Origin of the sequence: Pelagibacterium flavum (genome assembly GCF_025854335.1) — a bacterium.
GTDB classification, from domain to species: Bacteria; Pseudomonadota; Alphaproteobacteria; order Rhizobiales; family Devosiaceae; genus Pelagibacterium; species Pelagibacterium flavum.
Genome location: NZ_CP107716.1, coordinates 329,278 through 345,776, shown reverse-complemented (window position 1 = coordinate 345,776; position 16,499 = coordinate 329,278). Strand labels below are relative to the sequence as shown.

Genomic DNA, 16,499 nt, shown 5'->3' with positions numbered 1-16,499 from the left:
GCGTTGCCATGCCGGAGCTGGCGCTGTGCCATCCCCGTTATTGGCGCGAGGTTACGCAGCTTGAAAAAGAGAAGTCAATATTAAATCTGCATAAGATATCTATCTTTTGCTTGAAAATAAGCAAAAGTGTGCACTTGATAGGAAAAACGCCGTGCGTTAGGATTCAAAATCCATTCGGACAAGAGGTTGAGTCGTGGCGGAGGAGAAAGCAGCGCTTCGGTCGGTTGGCCGTCCCCGCAGTGTCGACGCTGCCCAGGCGAGCCTGGCGCTGCTGCTCAATCTGGTGCGGACGGAAACCGCCACGACGCGCCAGGAGCTAGAGCGCAGTTCGGAGTTGGGCCGAGCTGTCGTCGCCGACCGATTGGCGACGATGATCGAACTCGGCCTGATCAGGGAAGGCGAGTTGGGCCAGGCCACCGGCGGTCGCGCGCCACGCCAGATGCGGTTTCGCCAGGATGCCGGCTCGCTGCTGGTATCGGCGATCGACCAGACGTCCATTGCGCTCGGCATTGCCGACCTCAACGGCCAATTGCTTGTGGAGCATCACGAAGCCGCGCAACTGGACGCAGGGCCCGATTTCATTCTCGACCGGCTCGCCACGATCTTTGACTGGCTGTTAAAAGAAACCGAAAAGCCCGTTCCCTGGGGGATTGGCCTGGCCCTGCCCGGTCCGATCGAAAAATCTCCGGCCGAGTTCGAAGCCGTCCCCGTGCTGCAGAGCGTGCAGTCCTGGCAAGGATTTCCGTTCCTCGAGCGGCTGTCGATGCGGTTCGGGGTGCCGATCTTCGCGCGCAGCGGCGTGCAGACGATGACCATGGGCGAAGCCAAGGCAGGAGGCGGTCGCGGCTTGAACGACATCATTTTTGTCAAGCTCGGCCGCTCGATCAGCGCGGGGCTGATTTCCGAGGGCCAGCTTCACCGCGGCGCCCAAGGCGCTGCTGGCATGATCGGGCACAGCCGCGTCGGCGACGATTTGCTCGAGGCAGTGGCAGGCGCAGACGCCATTGCCCGTGAAGGCATGGCTGCCGCCGAGGACGGTCGCAGCCCCTATCTGGCACAGACGCTGGCGCGGCAGGGCGAACTGTCCGTGGTCGATATCGGACACGCGGCCCAACTGGGCGATCTGTTCTGTGTGGACCTGCTGGGCAGATGCGGACGCCTTGTGGGCGAGGCGCTCGCGCCGCTGACCAATCTGGTCAACCCCGCCCTGATCGTTATCGGTGGCGTTGTTGCGGAGTCGGGCGGCGACAGTCTGCTCGCTGGCATTCGCGAGGCGGTCTATCGACAGTCGCACCCTATGGTGTCGCGCGACCTGCAAATCATGCGCTCGCAAATGGGCGCATCATCGGGTCTGGTCGGTGCCGCCCAGGTCGTGGTGGAGGAGCTGTTCGCGCCAGCCGTGCTGCAGGGCTGGATCGGGCACGGATCGCCGCTGCGCCATCCCGATTTCCAGAAGACCTTGGAGCGTCTGACCGAAACGCTGGCAGCCAAGGCTGCCCCGCAGTCAGGCATCGCACCATGACAAGCAGGACACCAGCCAGAACGCCAGAGGATACTATGTCGATTGCAGGCCTCGGACCTCATGGAGAGCGGGCGGTTCCTGCCGACCAGATCCAGTTGACCGCGGCCGATGCCACAGAAGCCAAGGCCCGACGCTTTTCGGTGGCTGTGGTCCTGCACACCACCACCAGCGACTGGTCCAAACAGGAATTGGCCGGCATCGCAGCTACACTGGGCCTGCATTCCGCCGCCCTTGTCGAAGTGGTCGACTGCAATTTCGACGTAGACCAGCAGATCGCGGCGCTGACACGACTGGCGGGCGAGCCGGTGGATGCGGTGATTTCGATTCCGATCGGCAATGCGCGCGTCGCAGCGGCCCATCGCGCCTTGACCCAGAGCGAGAAGAAGCTGGTTCTGCTCGACAATGCCCCCACCGGCATGCTGCCGGGCACCGACTATGCTAGCGTTGTCTCAACCGACAATTTTGGCCTCGGGCAGAGCTGTGCCGCAATGCTTTCGCGCCACATTCCCCCTGACGGCGTCGCTGGCATCCTCGGCTATGGCATCGACTTCTTTGCGACCCACGAGCGTGAGATCGCCTTTCGCAAATGGATGGGGATCCATCGCCCGGACGTCACGCTTGTGCGGGAGCGCTTTTCCGAATTGGACGGTGCCGGGGCTGCGTCCTTGCAGATGTTGAAGAAAACACCTCAGCTGTCTGGGATTTTTGCGGTTTGGGACGTGCCTGCGATGAAGGCGGTCCGGGCACTCGCTCAGAAGGGATTCGACATTCCTGTCACCACGGTTGACCTAGGCAACGAGGTTGCCCTCGATATGGCCCGGCGCGGGATGATCAAGGGCGTCGGCGCCCAGATGCCCTACGACCAAGGCAGCGCAGCCGCCCGGGTGACACTCGCCGCCCTGTTGGGGCTCGCCGTGCCGCCATGGGTGGCGCTCGGGGGACGGGAGGTAACTGCGTTCGATGTCGTCGAGGCTTATCAAGTGATTTGGCACCAGCCAGCCCCGAGAGCGATTATCGAAAGCCTGCGTGGGTCGGCCGACTCACAAAACTAATGCGTTCGTGATGATCTCTTCGGCGTCTGAAAACCTGGCCCCCCCCCCCGCGCGGCAGCTTTCGGGCAGTCGCTTCGGTTGCCTGAATGTCCGCAATTGGGGCGCAAAGCTGCCATCGCGCATAGACTGGGCCGGAGAACACATCAGCCAAGCCCGGGTAGACAATCACTCAGGCTGCTGGTTGTCCCGGCAGGCAATGTTTCTTTGCATTTTCCAGCGCGAACGAAAAGAAATCTTGAGCGCTAGAAAAATGCCGCCCGGTCACGCGGCGGGCCAATTGAGAGCCCTTCCCGTGTCGGATTTGCGCCCTTGAGAGCCCCGGAAACAGGGTGGATGTGCGATAACGCAATGAGGCGCTGGCAGTCACTCGCCATCTGACACCGATGTTTGTTCCATGGTGCCAGTGACTATCGAAAGCGTGACATCGACAGCCCGTTTCGTGCAGGGCGGGGACATGAACCCGCATTGCGATCTCAATCGCCTGCTCAAAGTGAATAGCCCCGAGTTTCGTGGACACCCTCGGGTTAGTTTTCCTGCTGTCGTTCGAACTCGACGGGTGACAGCATCCCGTTCCGGACGTGCTTTCGTTTTGGGTTGTAGAACATTTCGATGTAGTCGAACACGTCCTGCCTTGCCTCTTGGCGTGTTCGATAGGTTCTGCGCCGTATCCGCTCACGCTTGAGCAGATTGAAGAAGCTTTCTGCCACAGCGTTGTCGTGGCAATTCCCCCGTCGGCTCATTGAATGCTCAAGATTGTGATGCTTGAGAAATGCTGCCCAGTCCATGCTGGTGAACTGGGAACCCTGGTCGGAATGAATCAGGACCTTGTTCTTGGGCTTTCGACGCCACACTGCCATGAGCAAAGCCTGCAACACGACGTCGGTTGTCTGGCGGCTGTGCATTGACCAGCCGATGACACGACGTGAGAACAGGTCGATGACAACGGCCAGATAGGCAAAGCCTTCCTGGGTTCTGATGTAGGTGATGTCGGTCACCCACGCCCTGTCTGGAGCCTCCACATCGAACTGGCGGGCCAAGGTATTGTCGACCACGATCGAGGGCCTGCCGCCATAGGAGCCGGGCCGTCGCTTGTAGCCGATCTGCGCCTTGATCCCGGCAAGCCTCGCAAGACGAGCAATGCGGTTGGCACAACTGGTCTCTCCCTGATCGAGAAGGTCGTCATGGAGCTTGCGGTAGCCATAGACCCTGCCGCTTTCCTTCCAGGCATTGCTGATGAGCTCCGTCTGACGTGCATCTTCCAACGCCCGCTTGCTCAGCGGATTCTTCAGCCACGCGTAGAAACCGCTGGGTCGGATGCGCAGGCAACGGCACATTGCCCGAACCGTGAACTGCTGGCGATGCTCGGCAATGAACGCGTATCTCACTTTGCATCCTTGGCGAAATACGCGGTGGCTTTTTTTAAGATGTCGCGCTCCTCGGTGACGCGCGCCAGTTCCTTCTTCAGTCGCCGGATCTCTGCTGTTTGATCCACATCGTCCGATCCCGAGGGCTTAGAGAACTTCTTTTTCCAAGCATAGAGCGAATGCGGGCTCACGCCGAGACGCTTCGAAACCTCCGCAACGGGGTATCCCCGCTCGGTAATCTGCGCGACCGCATCACGCTTGAACTCATCACTGAAATTGCCAGACCGCATCATGGCCTCCTTGCCTCAAATTTAGGGAAGAAGGCGTCCAGAAATCTAGGGGCTATTCAAAAGAGCCAGCGTGCGCGATGTCATTTATGCAAACTGGCGGCGGTCGGATCGGTGACGGCTTGGTCATTATGGACCGCGCTAGATATGAGCGATCAATAGACCATCCCTGCCGGGACGTTGCTGAGATCATTTCGCGCAGCGGGAAGCAGCTGCGCCGGTTAGCAGATTGCGTCACGAACGCAGGAATATCTCGCCTACGAAACTCTCCTGCGGCATCATCTGCATCGACCGCGTGGACGGCCTTGTACCCGGCACACGAAACAACGACCATCGGCGACGAAAGGAAGACTGCCTTGCACATACCGTCTTGACGGTCGGCCGATTAGACGACCCGCTTCGCGGGAGGACGCGTGGGCAGTAAGAGGCTGGGGTCCGAACATAGTGTTCCTTTGGAGCGGTCGCCGCTCAGCTTTAGGTTCGACCGGATGCGGCAGCCTCCCCCAGCCGAACCAGATAGCTGACGCCCATCGGGATGATGTCATCGTTGAAATCATAGGTATCGGTGTGAAGCCCGCTGGTCTGGCCGTTGCCAATGAAAATGTAAGCTCCTGGCCGCCGTTCGAGCATGAAAGCAAAGTCTTCGCCACCCATCATCGGCACAAGATCGGGATTGACCTTGTCGGGACCGACAATGTCCTGGGCGATCTTGCAGGCAAACCGCGTATGCTCGGGGTCGTTGACGGTCACCGGATAGCCGCGGCGAAAATCGAGCTTTGCCGAAGCGCCAAAGGCGCTGGCGATGTGTGTAACCACGGCATTCATTCGGGCCTCGACCGTGTCACGCGTCTCGGGGGCAAGCGTGCGAACCGTTCCCGACAGCCGCGCCGAACTGGGGATGACGTTGTAGGCACTTCCCGATTCCATGCGGGTTGTCGAAATGACCGCCGAAGCGAGCGGATCGACATTGCGCGCGACAATCGATTGAAGGGCCGTGATCAGGTGGCCGGCCACGAGCACAGGATCGATGGCCTCATGCGGCCAGGCGGCATGCCCGCCCTTGGCGGTAATTTCTATATCGAACTCATCGGCAGAGGCCATGATCGCGCCCGTGCAGGTTGCAAAACTGCCTTCCGGCAAGCCGGGCAGATTGTGCATGCCATAAACCGCTTCGATGCCGAACCGCTCGAACAGTCCATCATCGGCCATGGCCAATCCACCCGCCCCGCCCTCTTCGGCGGGCTGAAAGATCACCATGATCGTGCCATCGAAGTTTCGGGTCTGCGCAAGGTGCCTGGCGGCACCCAACAGCATGGCACTGTGCCCGTCATGTCCGCACGCGTGCATAAGCCCCGGTGTTGTACTGGCATGGGGTAGGCCTGTCGCCTCATTGATCGGCAGCGCGTCCATATCGGCTCTGAGCCCAATAGACCTGCCCCCGGCCCGACCACGAATAACCCCGACAACTCCGGTCCTGCCGATACCGGTCACGACCTCGTCTACGCCAAAGCTTTCAAGCAGCGCAGCGATCTTTGCCGCCGTTCGATCCACGTCGTAGAGCAATTCGGGGTGGGCATGAAAATCGCGCCGCCAGGCGACGATCTCATCGAGCTTTTCGTTGATGGAATTAATAATCGGCATGGGTGAACCTTCAGAGAATATCGTCGCGGATACAGGCCTTGAGGTGGCCGGGCGCGACCTCACGCAGTTCTGGGCGAATTTGAGCGCATTCGGGAAGAGCGTAGCGACACCGCGTTCTCAACACGCACCCCGACGGCGGATCGATGGGGCTGGGGATGTCCCCCTCGAGAACGATACGGTGGCCTTGTCTGTCCGGATCGGGAGCAGGCGCCGCCGACAGCAGCGCTTCAGTATAAGGGTGCTTGGGAGAAGCGTAGAGCCGGTCGCGCGGCGCGATCTCCATAACACGCCCCAGATACATGACGATCACCCGATCGCAAAAATGTTCAACCACCGCAAGATCGTGAGCGATGAACAAGATCGTCAGCCCGAGCTGATCCTTGAGATCCTGCAAGAGGTTGAGAACCTGGGCCTGAACGGACACGTCGAGCGCAGAAACCGGCTCGTCGGCGACAATGAACCCCGGGGAAACTGCAAGTGCGCGCGCAATGCCAATGCGCTGGCGCTGGCCACCTGAAAATTCATGCGGAAACCTTTGGGCGGCATCGGCGGGAAGACCGACAAGATCGAGAAGTCGCACAACTTCGGCCTGACGCTCATTGCGCGTACCAATGCCGTGGATTTCCATGCCTTCGGCAATCAGTTCGCCTACCTTCCGGCGGGGATTAAGGCTCGCAAAAGGGTCCTGAAACACCATCTGAATCTTGCGTCGAAAGGCCATCATTTCGCGTTCAGGCAAGCTGGCTATGTCAGTGCCTTCATAGACGATTTCGCCTTCGGTTGGGTCGGTCAACCGCATTATGGTGCGCCCGATCGTGGTCTTGCCCGAGCCCGACTCCCCAACGAGACCGACGACTTCGCCGCGGGCGATGTCAAAACTCACATCGTCGACCGCGTGCACCTGGCGCTTTTCGCCCGAAAAGGGCTGGCCCTTGATCGGGAAACGCTTTGACAGTCGGTTGACGGACAAAAGGGGTTTTGACGCACTCATTGACTCACCTCCTGCCAACGGATGCAGCGTGCGCCATGATCGGCATCTACATCAAACAAGGGTGGCGGCGCCTTGCGGCAGGCGTCGATGGCCAGCGGGCAGCGTGGCGCGAAGCGGCAGCCGTTCGGCAGGTCCAGAGGGTTGGGAGGCGTGCCGCCAATGGTTTCGAGCTTGCTTGACGCGGACCTGACGGCCGGGTTGGGAATGGATTTGAGCAGACCCACGGTATAGGGGTGGCGGGGGGCGGAAAAGATCGCCCGAACCGGCCCTTCCTCGACCACCTGGCCCGCATACATCACTGCCACACGATCGGCGATTTCCGCAACGACTCCGAGATTGTGGGTGATGAACAGCACCGACATGCCGATCTCTTTCTGGAGGCGGCGGATGAGATCGAGAATCTGGGCCTGAATGGTCACATCGAGCGCGGTTGTCGGCTCGTCGGCGATCAACAGGGAAGGCCGGCACGACAGCGCAATGGCGATCATCACTCTTTGACGCATGCCTCCCGAGAGCTGATGGGGGAAATCGTCAACCCGGTTTTCCGGCGCGGGAATCCCCACCAGCCGGAGCATTTCGATGGCCTTTTCGCGCGCCTCCTTTTTCGATACTTTCTGGTGAAGCCGGATGGCTTCGATGATCTGCGCCCCGATCGACCAGACGGGGTCGAGACTGGTCATAGGCTCTTGAAAGATCATCGCTATGTCGTTTCCGCGGACGGCGCGCATTTCCGCTTCATTGAGCGCTCGTATATCGATGCCCGGCTTGCCAGGCTTGTTGAACCGGATGGACCCTTCATCGATGCTGCCACCGCCACGCCCGACGAGGCGCATTATCGAAAGCGAGGTCACCGATTTGCCAGAACCGGACTCGCCGACGACACCCAGAGTCTTGCCGGCGGGGATGGAAAACGATACATCGTCGACACTGCGCACGACCCCCCTTGGGGTGGAAAACGAGGTCTTGAGACCTGTCACTTCGAGCAGCGGAATTGCAGCGGGATTGGTCATGGCCTCAACTCCTGCGCACGCGCGGATCGACATAGCCATAGAGAATGTCGACCAGTAGATTGACGCCGATATAGATTATGGCGCTGAGCATGATAAATGCCTGCACTACCGCATAGTCCTGGCGCAGGATTCCATCGATCACCAGAGTGCCGATACCCGGCCAGACGAAAATGCGCTCGACAAGCACACTGCCCCCCAAGAGCTGGGCAAGGATAAGCCCGCCCGCCGTCAGCGTGGGCAAGAAGGCATTGGGCAGGATGTGTCGGAAATGGGTTGAGATGGGCGCCACGCCTTTGGCGTGCAAGACGGTGACGAATGGTTCGCTGACGACATCGAGCAGATTGGCCCGCAACAGCCGCACCAGATACCCCAGTGGCCCGAGGGCCAGTGCCAGGGCCGGAAGGGCCAGATGGTGAAACGCCGTGGCAAATCCGGCCAGATTGCCCTCCAGAAGGTAGTCGAACGTATAGAACCCGGTGCGGATGTCGGCGGGCGCCGGTCCACGCCCCACAGGACCGGGAAACCAGCCAAGCTGCTCGAAAAAGACCATCAGGAACAGCAGTGCCAACCAGAATGGGGGAATCCCCACGCTGATGAAGGAAAAGAGCCGCAACAGCCGGTCGAGCCATCTCGACTGAAGGAAACTGACCAGAACCGTAAGAAGAACCGCCCCGACAAAAGCGAACACGAATGCATAAAGCGCCAACTCGGCGCTTGCGGGCAACCGCTCAAGGATCTGGGAAAGAACCGGCTGGCCGGCACTGTAAGAAAATCCCCAGTCGCCGGAGAAGAATGAAACGACATAGTCGAAATACTGAACAAAGAGTGGCTTATCGAGGCCCAGTCGGGCGGTGATGCTGGCGATCACTTCGTCATTGGCGAATGGGCCGGCGATCAGACGGGCCGGATTGGTCGGCACAGCACGCAAAACCACAAAGGCCAGCACCGAGGCTCCGAAAACCGTAATGAAAGCTGAACCGATCCGTCCAAGCAGAAAATTTATCATCTGACCGCTCCTAGATTGACAGTCGCGCGCCCGATTTCGGGTCGTAGATGTCGCGCAGCCGGTCGGCAATCAGGTTGGCCGATACCGCGAGCATGAAAATGCCCAACCCCGGGAAAAAGCCGAGCCACCATTGACCGGTCAGCGCAAAGGCAAGCCCCTCTGTGATCATGGTTCCCCATTCGGGAGTGGGGGGCTGGATGCCAAGGCCGACAAAGCCGAGGGCGGCAAGGGTCAGGATCGAAAAGCTGAAGACCGAGGAGGCCTGAATAAAGATCGTCGAGGTGGTCTGGGGCAGGATATGGAGCCGGATCAGACGGAAATTGGAGGCACCCAGGGCCTGGGCGGATTCCACATACATCAGGGTGCGCAACCGCAGGACTTCGCTGCGCAGCAGCCGGAAGTACCAGGGGATGGCGGCAAGGATCACCCCGATGGCAGCCGAGACGATCCCCGCTCCGAGCCCAATGGCAACCGCCATTGCGAGAATGAGCGGCGGGAAGGCCAGGATGGCATCCATGACCCGCGAAATGACAGCATCGAACCACCCGCCGACAAGACCGGCAAGCAGACCGAGGGTGCCGCCGATAAGCGTTCCGGCGATCGTGACCCCGATGGCAACACCGATCGAGACCTGCGCGCCCTGGATGAAGCGCGCGAAGACGTCACGCCCCACATCGTCGGTGCCCATCGGGTGCTCAAAGCTGGGGGGGAGCAGAGAGTTCAAAATATCGACGCGAAGCGGATCGTGGGGCCATAGCAGGCGGCCGAACAGCGCGAGAAACACGATGACGCCGAGAATGATCACGCCAAAGAGCAATTCGCGGTCATGGGCCAGTTGCGCAAAAAGTCGTCGCACCAAATCCGTCCTCTCAACATTTTTCGTTTCGGGAGTGCGATGACTTAGCCGCACTCCCGGCATTGGGCTCAGGCGAATGCGTGAGGATAGTGTTTCCGGGCGTAGGCCTCGGTCATGTAGCCATCCTCGACATCGCGCTGGACGCTTGCGATGGGGCGTTCGGACGGATCGCCATAACCCCCGCCACCGCCGGTCTTCATTTGAAGAACCGAGTCCTTTGGCATGTGGAAGTGGGTCGATTTGGCGATCGAATGAACTTCACCATCCGGCATCTGCGCATAGCAATTGTTCGGCCGTGCTTCCTTGCCGCCCAACAATCCCCAGGGTGCGTTGAGAGACCGTTCGAACACGGTTGTAATCAGCGTATCCTCAGTCATGCGGATGTCGAGATTGAGCCCCGGACCGCCCCGCCATTTTCCCGGTCCAACCGAATCGCTGGCCAGTGCCAGTTGCTCGACGATCCAGGGATTGCGCTGCTCCCAAACCTCTGCCGGAGTGAAACGGGTCGCGGATTCGGCTATGTGTAGCATGGTGCCGCCATCGCCGCCGTCCCACGCACCTTGTCCGGTGGGCAATGGAGTGCCGTCCGCCCAGGGTTCCCTGGTTTCTTCACGCTGTCCCCATGCAACAACGGAACAGATGCAGCCACCCGATTGAGCCGGAACGGCCTTGGGCAATGCATTGGCGACCGCATTGTAGATCACTTCGATGGCCTGCAAGCCCGGCCAGCCATAAATAAAGGAGGGCGCTGGCGGCAGGGGATCGAACATCGACCCGGGGCGGGTGATGACCTTGAGGGCTCGGAAATGACCCTCATGGGGAGCCTCGCCATAGCCCGCCAGCATGGTGATGGCAACGCGGCTGGCCGAAATTGTCGTGGGCAGCGGCGAGTTCGTCGGGCCGACCTGTTCGTCAGGAACGCCCGAGAAATCGAGAACCACATCCGATCCCTTGACCTCGAGTGCGATCTCGAAGGGGATACGGTCCTTGGTGACCCCGTTATTGTCCATCTCGCCCTTGCCGACATAACGGCCATCGGGGATTTTCTCGAAATAGGATCGCACGATACGTTCGCCGTGATCGAACATGTCGTCGACCGCCGCGCGATAGGTTTCGAGCCCGAAGCGCTCTACGACCTCAAGCAACGACTTTACGCCGACACGACACCCGGTGATCTGGGCGTCAAGGTCACCCCGCACCATTTGAGGCACGCGAGTATTGGCCATGATCATGCGGAAGATATCCTCGTTGAGGACACCTTCCTTATAAATCTTGACCCCGGGAAAGATCACACCTTCCTGGAACACGTCGGTCGTATCGGTGCAATAGGGATCCTTGGCCCCGATGTCGAGCCAATGGCCCTTGATCGCGGTATAGCCGATCAATTCTTCATCGTTGAGGAACACTGGCATGATGATGACCATGTCCTGGGGATGCGATCCGGTCCCGAAGGGCCAGTTGTAGATCAGCGCGTCACCGGGATTGAGGGTTTCGGGTCCCCCATTGGCCTTGACCGCCTCATTGATGCAGAAGGACAGCGTGCCCATGAACATGGGGAGCGAAGGTGCCTGGGAAAGCAGCCGAACTTCCTTGTCGTAGATAGCGACTGCGAAGTCGAGCACTTCGTAAATGATGGGCGAAAATGACGTCCGGATCAGAGCCCGCTTCATCTGGTTGGCTGCGGAGTTGAGCGCGTGGCGGATCACTTCGGTAGTGATGGGATCCGCCTTCGTCTCGGTCATCCGGCCGAACATGCCCGCATTGTGGACGACTGGTTCGTGTCTCTTTGCCATATCAGTGGGTCCGCTCCAAAATGATCTCGCCCGCCTTGCCGTTCGAGATGGTCCATTGAACGTCGACATAGGTCGTCGTTGTCTCTTCGGTTATGATCGCCGGGCCCTTGACCCTGCCCGAAATCGTGCTCCTGGGGATGATCCTGAACGGCACGCGCTCTTTGGTTTCGAAGGAATAGACGTCCATTACGCGATCGTTATCGCCGTCGGAATGTTTGGGCGCGTAGCTCAGATCGCGGCGCGGAAGCAGAACCGTGGTGCTGGCCCGCACCGAAACCAGTTCGACGTCCTGGTTCATAGTGGCGCCGAATGTGCGCGCATATTCGGTGATAAACCGATCAAGGATGATTGTTTCGTCTTCGGAAACCGTGCCGTCGTGAACCGCCACCTCGATGGAAAGTGTGTGCTCCTGCCCCTTGTAGCGCAGGTCCAGCCGAGCCGATTGCACCGCGTGGTTGGCATGGGCCGTGCTGCGCTCTGTCAATGTTGCAAAGAGTTCGTCCAGAACGCCGTTGACCTCCTGGAGCGCGCCAGAAGCAAAGTCGATGACGCGGGTGCGGGCGGCCGACTGCACCATGTCTGCTCCCAGAAGCCCCCAGGCCGAGAAATTTCCTGCCAAGGGCGGGATCACGACGTGGTTCATTTCGAGCTCATCGGCCAGAAGCGTGCCCATCAACGGCCCGGCGCCACCGAAAGGCACAAGGGTGATGGTGCGCGGGTCGAGTCCCTGATCGAGCGAAATCTCGCGCATGGCATTTGCCATTGCGGCCGAGGATATACGCATCACACCTGCGGCCGTCGCCTCGACATCCTGACCGATATGGGTTCCGACCGATTCGAGTGCGGATTTGGCCTTTTCGATATCGAGATGAATTCCGGCGGCCAGATCGCCCGGCCCGAGCATTCCCAGCCACGCTGCAGCGTCTGTCATGGCCGGTTCGGTGCCACCCTTGCCGTAGCAGGCAGGGCCAGGTACGGCGCCGGCCGAGCGCGGCCCGACCCGCATAAGGCCGCCCGGATCGATATGGGCTATCGAGCCTCCGCCGGACCCGATCGAGCGAACGTCGACCCAAGGGCTCTGGATCGGCATGTTATCGATCATGCCCTCAAACAGCACCTGAGGCTTACCGTCGATCACCAGTGCCGTATCGAAGCTGGTTCCGCCGACGTCAGCGGTTACCAGCGCCTTGATGCCGAGCATTCTGGCCAGCTCGCTGGCACCCTGTGCGCCGCCCACCGGACCGGACATGATGGTCTCGAACGGGCGATCCTCGGCTTCGGCAAAGGTCATCGAACCGGAGCCGGACCGGGTGATCAGCGATGTGCCCTTGAAACCGAGTTCACGCAACCGGCCATCGAGACGGCGCAGATAGTTCGACATGCGGCCACGCACAAACGCGTCAATACAGGTCGTCGAGGTCCGCTCATACTCGCGATATTCGCCGGAAATCTTGTGCGAAAGCGAAATTCCGCCCTCGAACCCCTCGTCGCGCAAGATACGCTCGACAGCGAGTTCATGATCGGGGTTTGCATAGGCGTTAATGAGGCTGACGGCGATCGCATCGACGCCTTCGGCGATCAGTTTCCGTGCAGCAACCTTGACCGTATCTTCATCGAGAGGCCGATACTCGGAGCCGTTGCCCAGCATGCGCCCGTCCACTTCAAGACGCAGGCGCCGGGGCACCAGAGGCTCGGTCTGTTTCCAGAACAAATTGTACATTTCAGCCCGGTCGCCGCGACGAATTTCGAGCACGTCGCGGAACCCGGTGGTGGTGATCAGGCCGACCCTCGAACCCCGACGCTCCAGAAGAGCGTTGAGGCCGACTGTGGTTCCGTGGAGAAAGAACTCGGCTTCCTCGATGATGTTCTGAGGTACGTGGCTGGTGATCGCATGCACGACCCCCTCCTCAGGCGCGGAAGGCACTGTGGGGACCTTACCTTCCGCTGTCTTGCCCGTCCGCTCGTCGAAATAGACGAGGTCAGTGAACGTGCCGCCAATGTCGACACCAATACGCGTTGCCATTCGTTCTTTCTCCTGGAAGGTCTATTTCGCCCAATAGCGGTAGTCGGGCAGCGGCGAGAAGGTGAACTCGGTCACTGCATCGCTCAGCACGACGACCGGCTGGTCCTCGAAAAACAGGATCTTGGGATACTCCGACCGCCAGATTTCGGTCACCTGGTCCATGATTGCCTGACGCTCTGCCTCATCGGATGAGGCGCGCAATTGATCGACCAGTTCATCGACTTCGGGGTTGCAGTATTCTGTGAGATTGTTGGAGTTTTCGCAGATGACATCGTAGCCCCAATAATAGCCGACCTCGAATACGCCTGGCCCATCGAGCCGCATCAGGGACTGGACCTGGTGGCCCTGCGACAAGTCCTGGAACTCGGCGGCCGGTGCCACGCGAATGTTGAGGTTGATACCGAGGTCAGCCCATGTGCTCTGGAGCACTGTGGCCAGCTGCTGCTGGGTCGCATCACCCTCCTGGATCATCACCTCGATATCGACCGGCGTGGCCACGCCGCTTTCGGCGATCAGGTCCCTGGCGCGATCGAGGTCAAAGGGGACGGGCTGGCTCAGTTCGGCATTGTATCCCGGCAAGCTCGGGGGGATCGGGCCGTAATAGAGCGTACCGTAGCCGTAGGCCACGCGCTCCACGATATCCGCATAGGGCACAGCGTGGGCGACAGCCTCGCGGAACAGCGGGTTGTCCCAGGGCGCCTTGGTATTGGGCAGCATCATCTGCTGCACGAAGGGGCTGGTATAGGCGATGGCGCGCGTGCCCGGGTTATCGGCAAGCGTGGTAACGGCCTGCTTGGCCAGACCAAAGGTAATATCAGCCTGTCCGGTACGCGCCTGCAGCAGCAAGGTTGGCGCCGCTGTGATCCAGTTGACGCTGATGGCGTCCGAGGCTGGAGCCTCTCCTGCAAACCCGGGATTGGCAACCATCCGTGCACTCTGGTTGGCGGAATAGGATTCAAGCAGGAACGGACCGGACTCGGTCACATTGGCAGCCATGAATTCGTTCGGCTGACCTGCAACCACGCCACCATTGGCTTCCACGACAGACGGATCAACGATCGACGCCGCGTGGGTTGCCAGATCACCCAACATGTTGCCGTTTGGCTTGTTGAGCGTAATGGTCAATGTGAGCGGATCGACCACCTCGATCGCGTCGATGATGACGGGGTCGATGTGCCCATCGGTCAAAAAGAAGCGCCCACACCCAGCCATGTCGAGGACACGCTGCAGCGAATAGCGCACCGCTTCGGCATCGACCGGAGCGCCACTCTCAAAGGTATAGCCTTCCTTGAGATGGAAGGTATAGACCAGCCCGTCATCGCTGACGTCCCAGGAATCGGCCAGGTATGGCTCCACTGTCGAGAAATCAACGACTCGTGTCCCCTCTGGACCCTCAGCCGTTCCGTACTGGGTCAGACGAACATAGAAATTCTGGATGAAGCTGATTTCCTGCAATCCGCAAGCCCAGGCAGGATCAAGCGTACTTGGCGCGACAGCGCTGTTGACCATCAGGTCCGAGTCCTGACCCAGCGCCGGTCCCGCCACTACCGCGAGAGACGAAAGCAGCCCCGCGACCAGTGACAGTCTTCCGATGTTTCCGATGCGCATTCGAATGTCCTTTCGATATGCGGGCGTCATTGATGACATATGCGTATCGCTACGCTGCGCACCCTCAACGCCCCTCTAGAGTGCACATAAAGGAAACTATATTTCCGATAGTACATGCATCGAATGCACTGTCAATTGATCGACAGGGATTTTTTGGTCGCCTTCTTTCAACTGGAATCGGGAGCAGATAGCCGCATGGTTGGGATGTTTATGTGCGCTTCGGTGGAGCACAGCGCCGACCAGCCACCCTCTTGCAAGGTCGCTGAAAATCAATCTATATTTCTTATCGGAAATATTCTCTACCGGAGCGCCTCGTGTCGACAACCATCTCCTACGCAGAACTTGTGGGACTTCTCGAAGAAATCTTCCTGCGCCACGGGACGGACAAGGTCGCCGCGTCGATTCTGGCCGAGAACTGCGCCATGTGTGAGCGCGACGGGGCACACAGTCACGGCATCTTTCGCATTCGAGGCTACGTGGATTCCTTGAGTACAGGCTGGGTTGACGGCAGGGCCATTCCAGAAGTCGAAGACATCGCTCCGTCGTTTTGCCGGGTTGATGCGAGCAATGGCTTTGCCCAGGTCGCGTTGGCGCAAGCCCGCGATCTGGCCGTCAGCAAGTGCCGGCAAACCGGCGTTTCTGTTCTGGCGATCCGCAATTCGCATCACTTGAGCGCGCTCTGGCCCGATGTCGAACCGCTCGCCCGTGAAGGCTTGATCGCAATCAGTACTGTCAACAGTTTTGCCTGCACTGTGCCGTTCGATGGCAAGAGCCCGGTTTTCGGGACGAACCCCTTTGCCTTTGCGGCACCGCTCGAGGGCGGCGATCCAATTGTTTTCGATCTCGCGACCTCAGCAATGGCCAATGGCGATGTGCAAATCGCAGCCCGCAAAGGACATGCCCTGCCACCCGATTCCGGGGTCGACAAAAACGGCAAGCCGACCAACGACCCCCAGGCCGTGCTGGATGGCGGCGCCCTGCTGACCTTTGGCGGATACAAGGGGTCATCGATTTCCATGATGGTGGAGCTGCTGGGCGCGGCTCTCACGGGCGGGCATTTTTCCTTCGAGTTCGACTGGTCGGGGCATGAGGGTGCACAGACACCGCATACGGGTCAATTAATCATCCTTATCGACCCTTCACGAGCGGCAGGCGAATCGTTCGATCTTCGGGCTCATACACTGATCGCGGCGATGCAGGCTGCTGGCGTTTCCCGATTACCAGGCCAGCGTCGCGCGGAAATTCGTGCGCAAACGCTACAAAACGGCATACCCATTACTGCAGAAGACCTTGCTAGTCTGAGGACATTGGCAATAGCCTAAAACTTGAACAAACTTACAGGACCG

General features: G+C 59.8%; 12 protein-coding genes. 3 read left to right on the top strand and 9 right to left on the bottom strand.

The annotated features are described in order from the left end of the window. Window positions 1-193: 193 nt before the first annotated feature. Window positions 194-1,522 (top strand): ROK family protein, encoded by a 1,329-nt coding sequence (locus OF122_RS01740; protein WP_264226166.1) that lies wholly within the window; start codon window positions 194-196, stop codon window positions 1,520-1,522. Window positions 1,523-1,557: 35 nt separating this feature from the next. Further along, on the top strand, window positions 1,558-2,574 hold the full coding sequence (locus OF122_RS01735; RefSeq protein WP_264226165.1) for a substrate-binding domain-containing protein: 1,017 nt from the start codon (window positions 1,558-1,560) through the stop codon (window positions 2,572-2,574). Window positions 2,575-3,098: 524 nt separating this feature from the next. Here the strand turns inward: OF122_RS01735 and OF122_RS01730 are convergent. From OF122_RS01730 to OF122_RS01690, 9 genes are all read right to left on the bottom strand, one after another. After that, a protein-coding gene (locus OF122_RS01730; protein ID WP_264224916.1) for an IS3 family transposase occupies window positions 3,099-4,228 on the bottom strand; the annotation gives its coding sequence in 2 pieces (ribosomal slippage) (window positions 3,099-3,985 and window positions 3,985-4,228; 1,131 coding nt in all). Window positions 4,229-4,699: 471 nt separating this feature from the next. Continuing rightward, complete coding sequence (locus OF122_RS01725) at window positions 4,700-5,866, bottom strand: M20 aminoacylase family protein (protein ID WP_264226164.1); 1,167 nt, start codon at window positions 5,864-5,866, stop codon at window positions 4,700-4,702. Between the two features lie 10 nt (window positions 5,867-5,876). Beyond that, complete coding sequence (locus OF122_RS01720; RefSeq protein WP_264226163.1) at window positions 5,877-6,857, bottom strand: ABC transporter ATP-binding protein; 981 nt, start codon at window positions 6,855-6,857, stop codon at window positions 5,877-5,879. After that, window positions 6,854-7,867, bottom strand: coding sequence for an ABC transporter ATP-binding protein (locus OF122_RS01715; RefSeq protein ID WP_264226162.1), 1,014 nt, complete (start codon window positions 7,865-7,867; stop codon window positions 6,854-6,856). The genes OF122_RS01720 and OF122_RS01715 overlap by 4 nt, the downstream gene beginning before the upstream one ends. A gap of 4 nt (window positions 7,868-7,871) precedes the next feature. Beyond that, a complete protein-coding gene (locus tag OF122_RS01710; protein ID WP_264226161.1) occupies window positions 7,872-8,873 on the bottom strand; it encodes an ABC transporter permease in 1,002 nt (333 codons plus the stop codon). 10 nt (window positions 8,874-8,883) lie between these two features. Further along, window positions 8,884-9,729: an ABC transporter permease gene (locus tag OF122_RS01705; protein WP_264226160.1), complete on the bottom strand. Its 846-nt coding sequence runs from the start codon at window positions 9,727-9,729 to the stop codon at window positions 8,884-8,886. 68 nt (window positions 9,730-9,797) lie between these two features. Continuing rightward, window positions 9,798-11,522, bottom strand: a complete 1,725-nt coding sequence (locus OF122_RS01700; RefSeq protein WP_264226159.1) for a hydantoinase B/oxoprolinase family protein — start codon at window positions 11,520-11,522, stop codon at window positions 9,798-9,800. Between the two features lies 1 nt (window position 11,523). Further along, entirely contained in the window at window positions 11,524-13,545 is a 2,022-nt protein-coding gene (locus OF122_RS01695) for a hydantoinase/oxoprolinase family protein (protein WP_264226158.1), read from the bottom strand. Window positions 13,546-13,566: 21 nt separating this feature from the next. Continuing rightward, complete coding sequence (locus tag OF122_RS01690; RefSeq protein WP_264226157.1) at window positions 13,567-15,153, bottom strand: ABC transporter substrate-binding protein; 1,587 nt, start codon at window positions 15,151-15,153, stop codon at window positions 13,567-13,569. 314 nt (window positions 15,154-15,467) lie between these two features. Here OF122_RS01690 and OF122_RS01685 point away from each other — a divergent pair, with 314 nt between their 5' ends. Continuing rightward, a complete protein-coding gene (locus OF122_RS01685; RefSeq protein ID WP_264226156.1) occupies window positions 15,468-16,475 on the top strand; it encodes an Ldh family oxidoreductase in 1,008 nt (335 codons plus the stop codon). The last annotated feature ends 24 nt before the right edge of the window (window positions 16,476-16,499 follow it).

What these genes read in the sequence shown, in the direction of transcription:
- OF122_RS01735 (WP_264226165.1), top strand. Translation starts at nt 1,558, where the DNA reads ATGTCGATTGCAGGCCTCGGACCTCATGGAGAGCGGGCGGTTCCTGCC.
- OF122_RS01725 (WP_264226164.1), bottom strand. Translation starts at nt 5,866, where the DNA reads ATGCCGATTATTAATTCCATCAACGAAAAGCTCGATGAGATCGTCGCC.
- OF122_RS01720 (WP_264226163.1), bottom strand. Translation starts at nt 6,857, where the DNA reads ATGAGTGCGTCAAAACCCCTTTTGTCCGTCAACCGACTGTCAAAGCGT.
- OF122_RS01715 (WP_264226162.1), bottom strand. Translation starts at nt 7,867, where the DNA reads ATGACCAATCCCGCTGCAATTCCGCTGCTCGAAGTGACAGGTCTCAAG.
- OF122_RS01710 (WP_264226161.1), bottom strand. Translation starts at nt 8,873, where the DNA reads ATGATAAATTTTCTGCTTGGACGGATCGGTTCAGCTTTCATTACGGTT.
- OF122_RS01700 (WP_264226159.1), bottom strand. Translation starts at nt 11,522, where the DNA reads ATGGCAAAGAGACACGAACCAGTCGTCCACAATGCGGGCATGTTCGGC.
- OF122_RS01695 (WP_264226158.1), bottom strand. Translation starts at nt 13,545, where the DNA reads ATGGCAACGCGTATTGGTGTCGACATTGGCGGCACGTTCACTGACCTC.
- OF122_RS01690 (WP_264226157.1), bottom strand. Translation starts at nt 15,153, where the DNA reads ATGCGCATCGGAAACATCGGAAGACTGTCACTGGTCGCGGGGCTGCTT.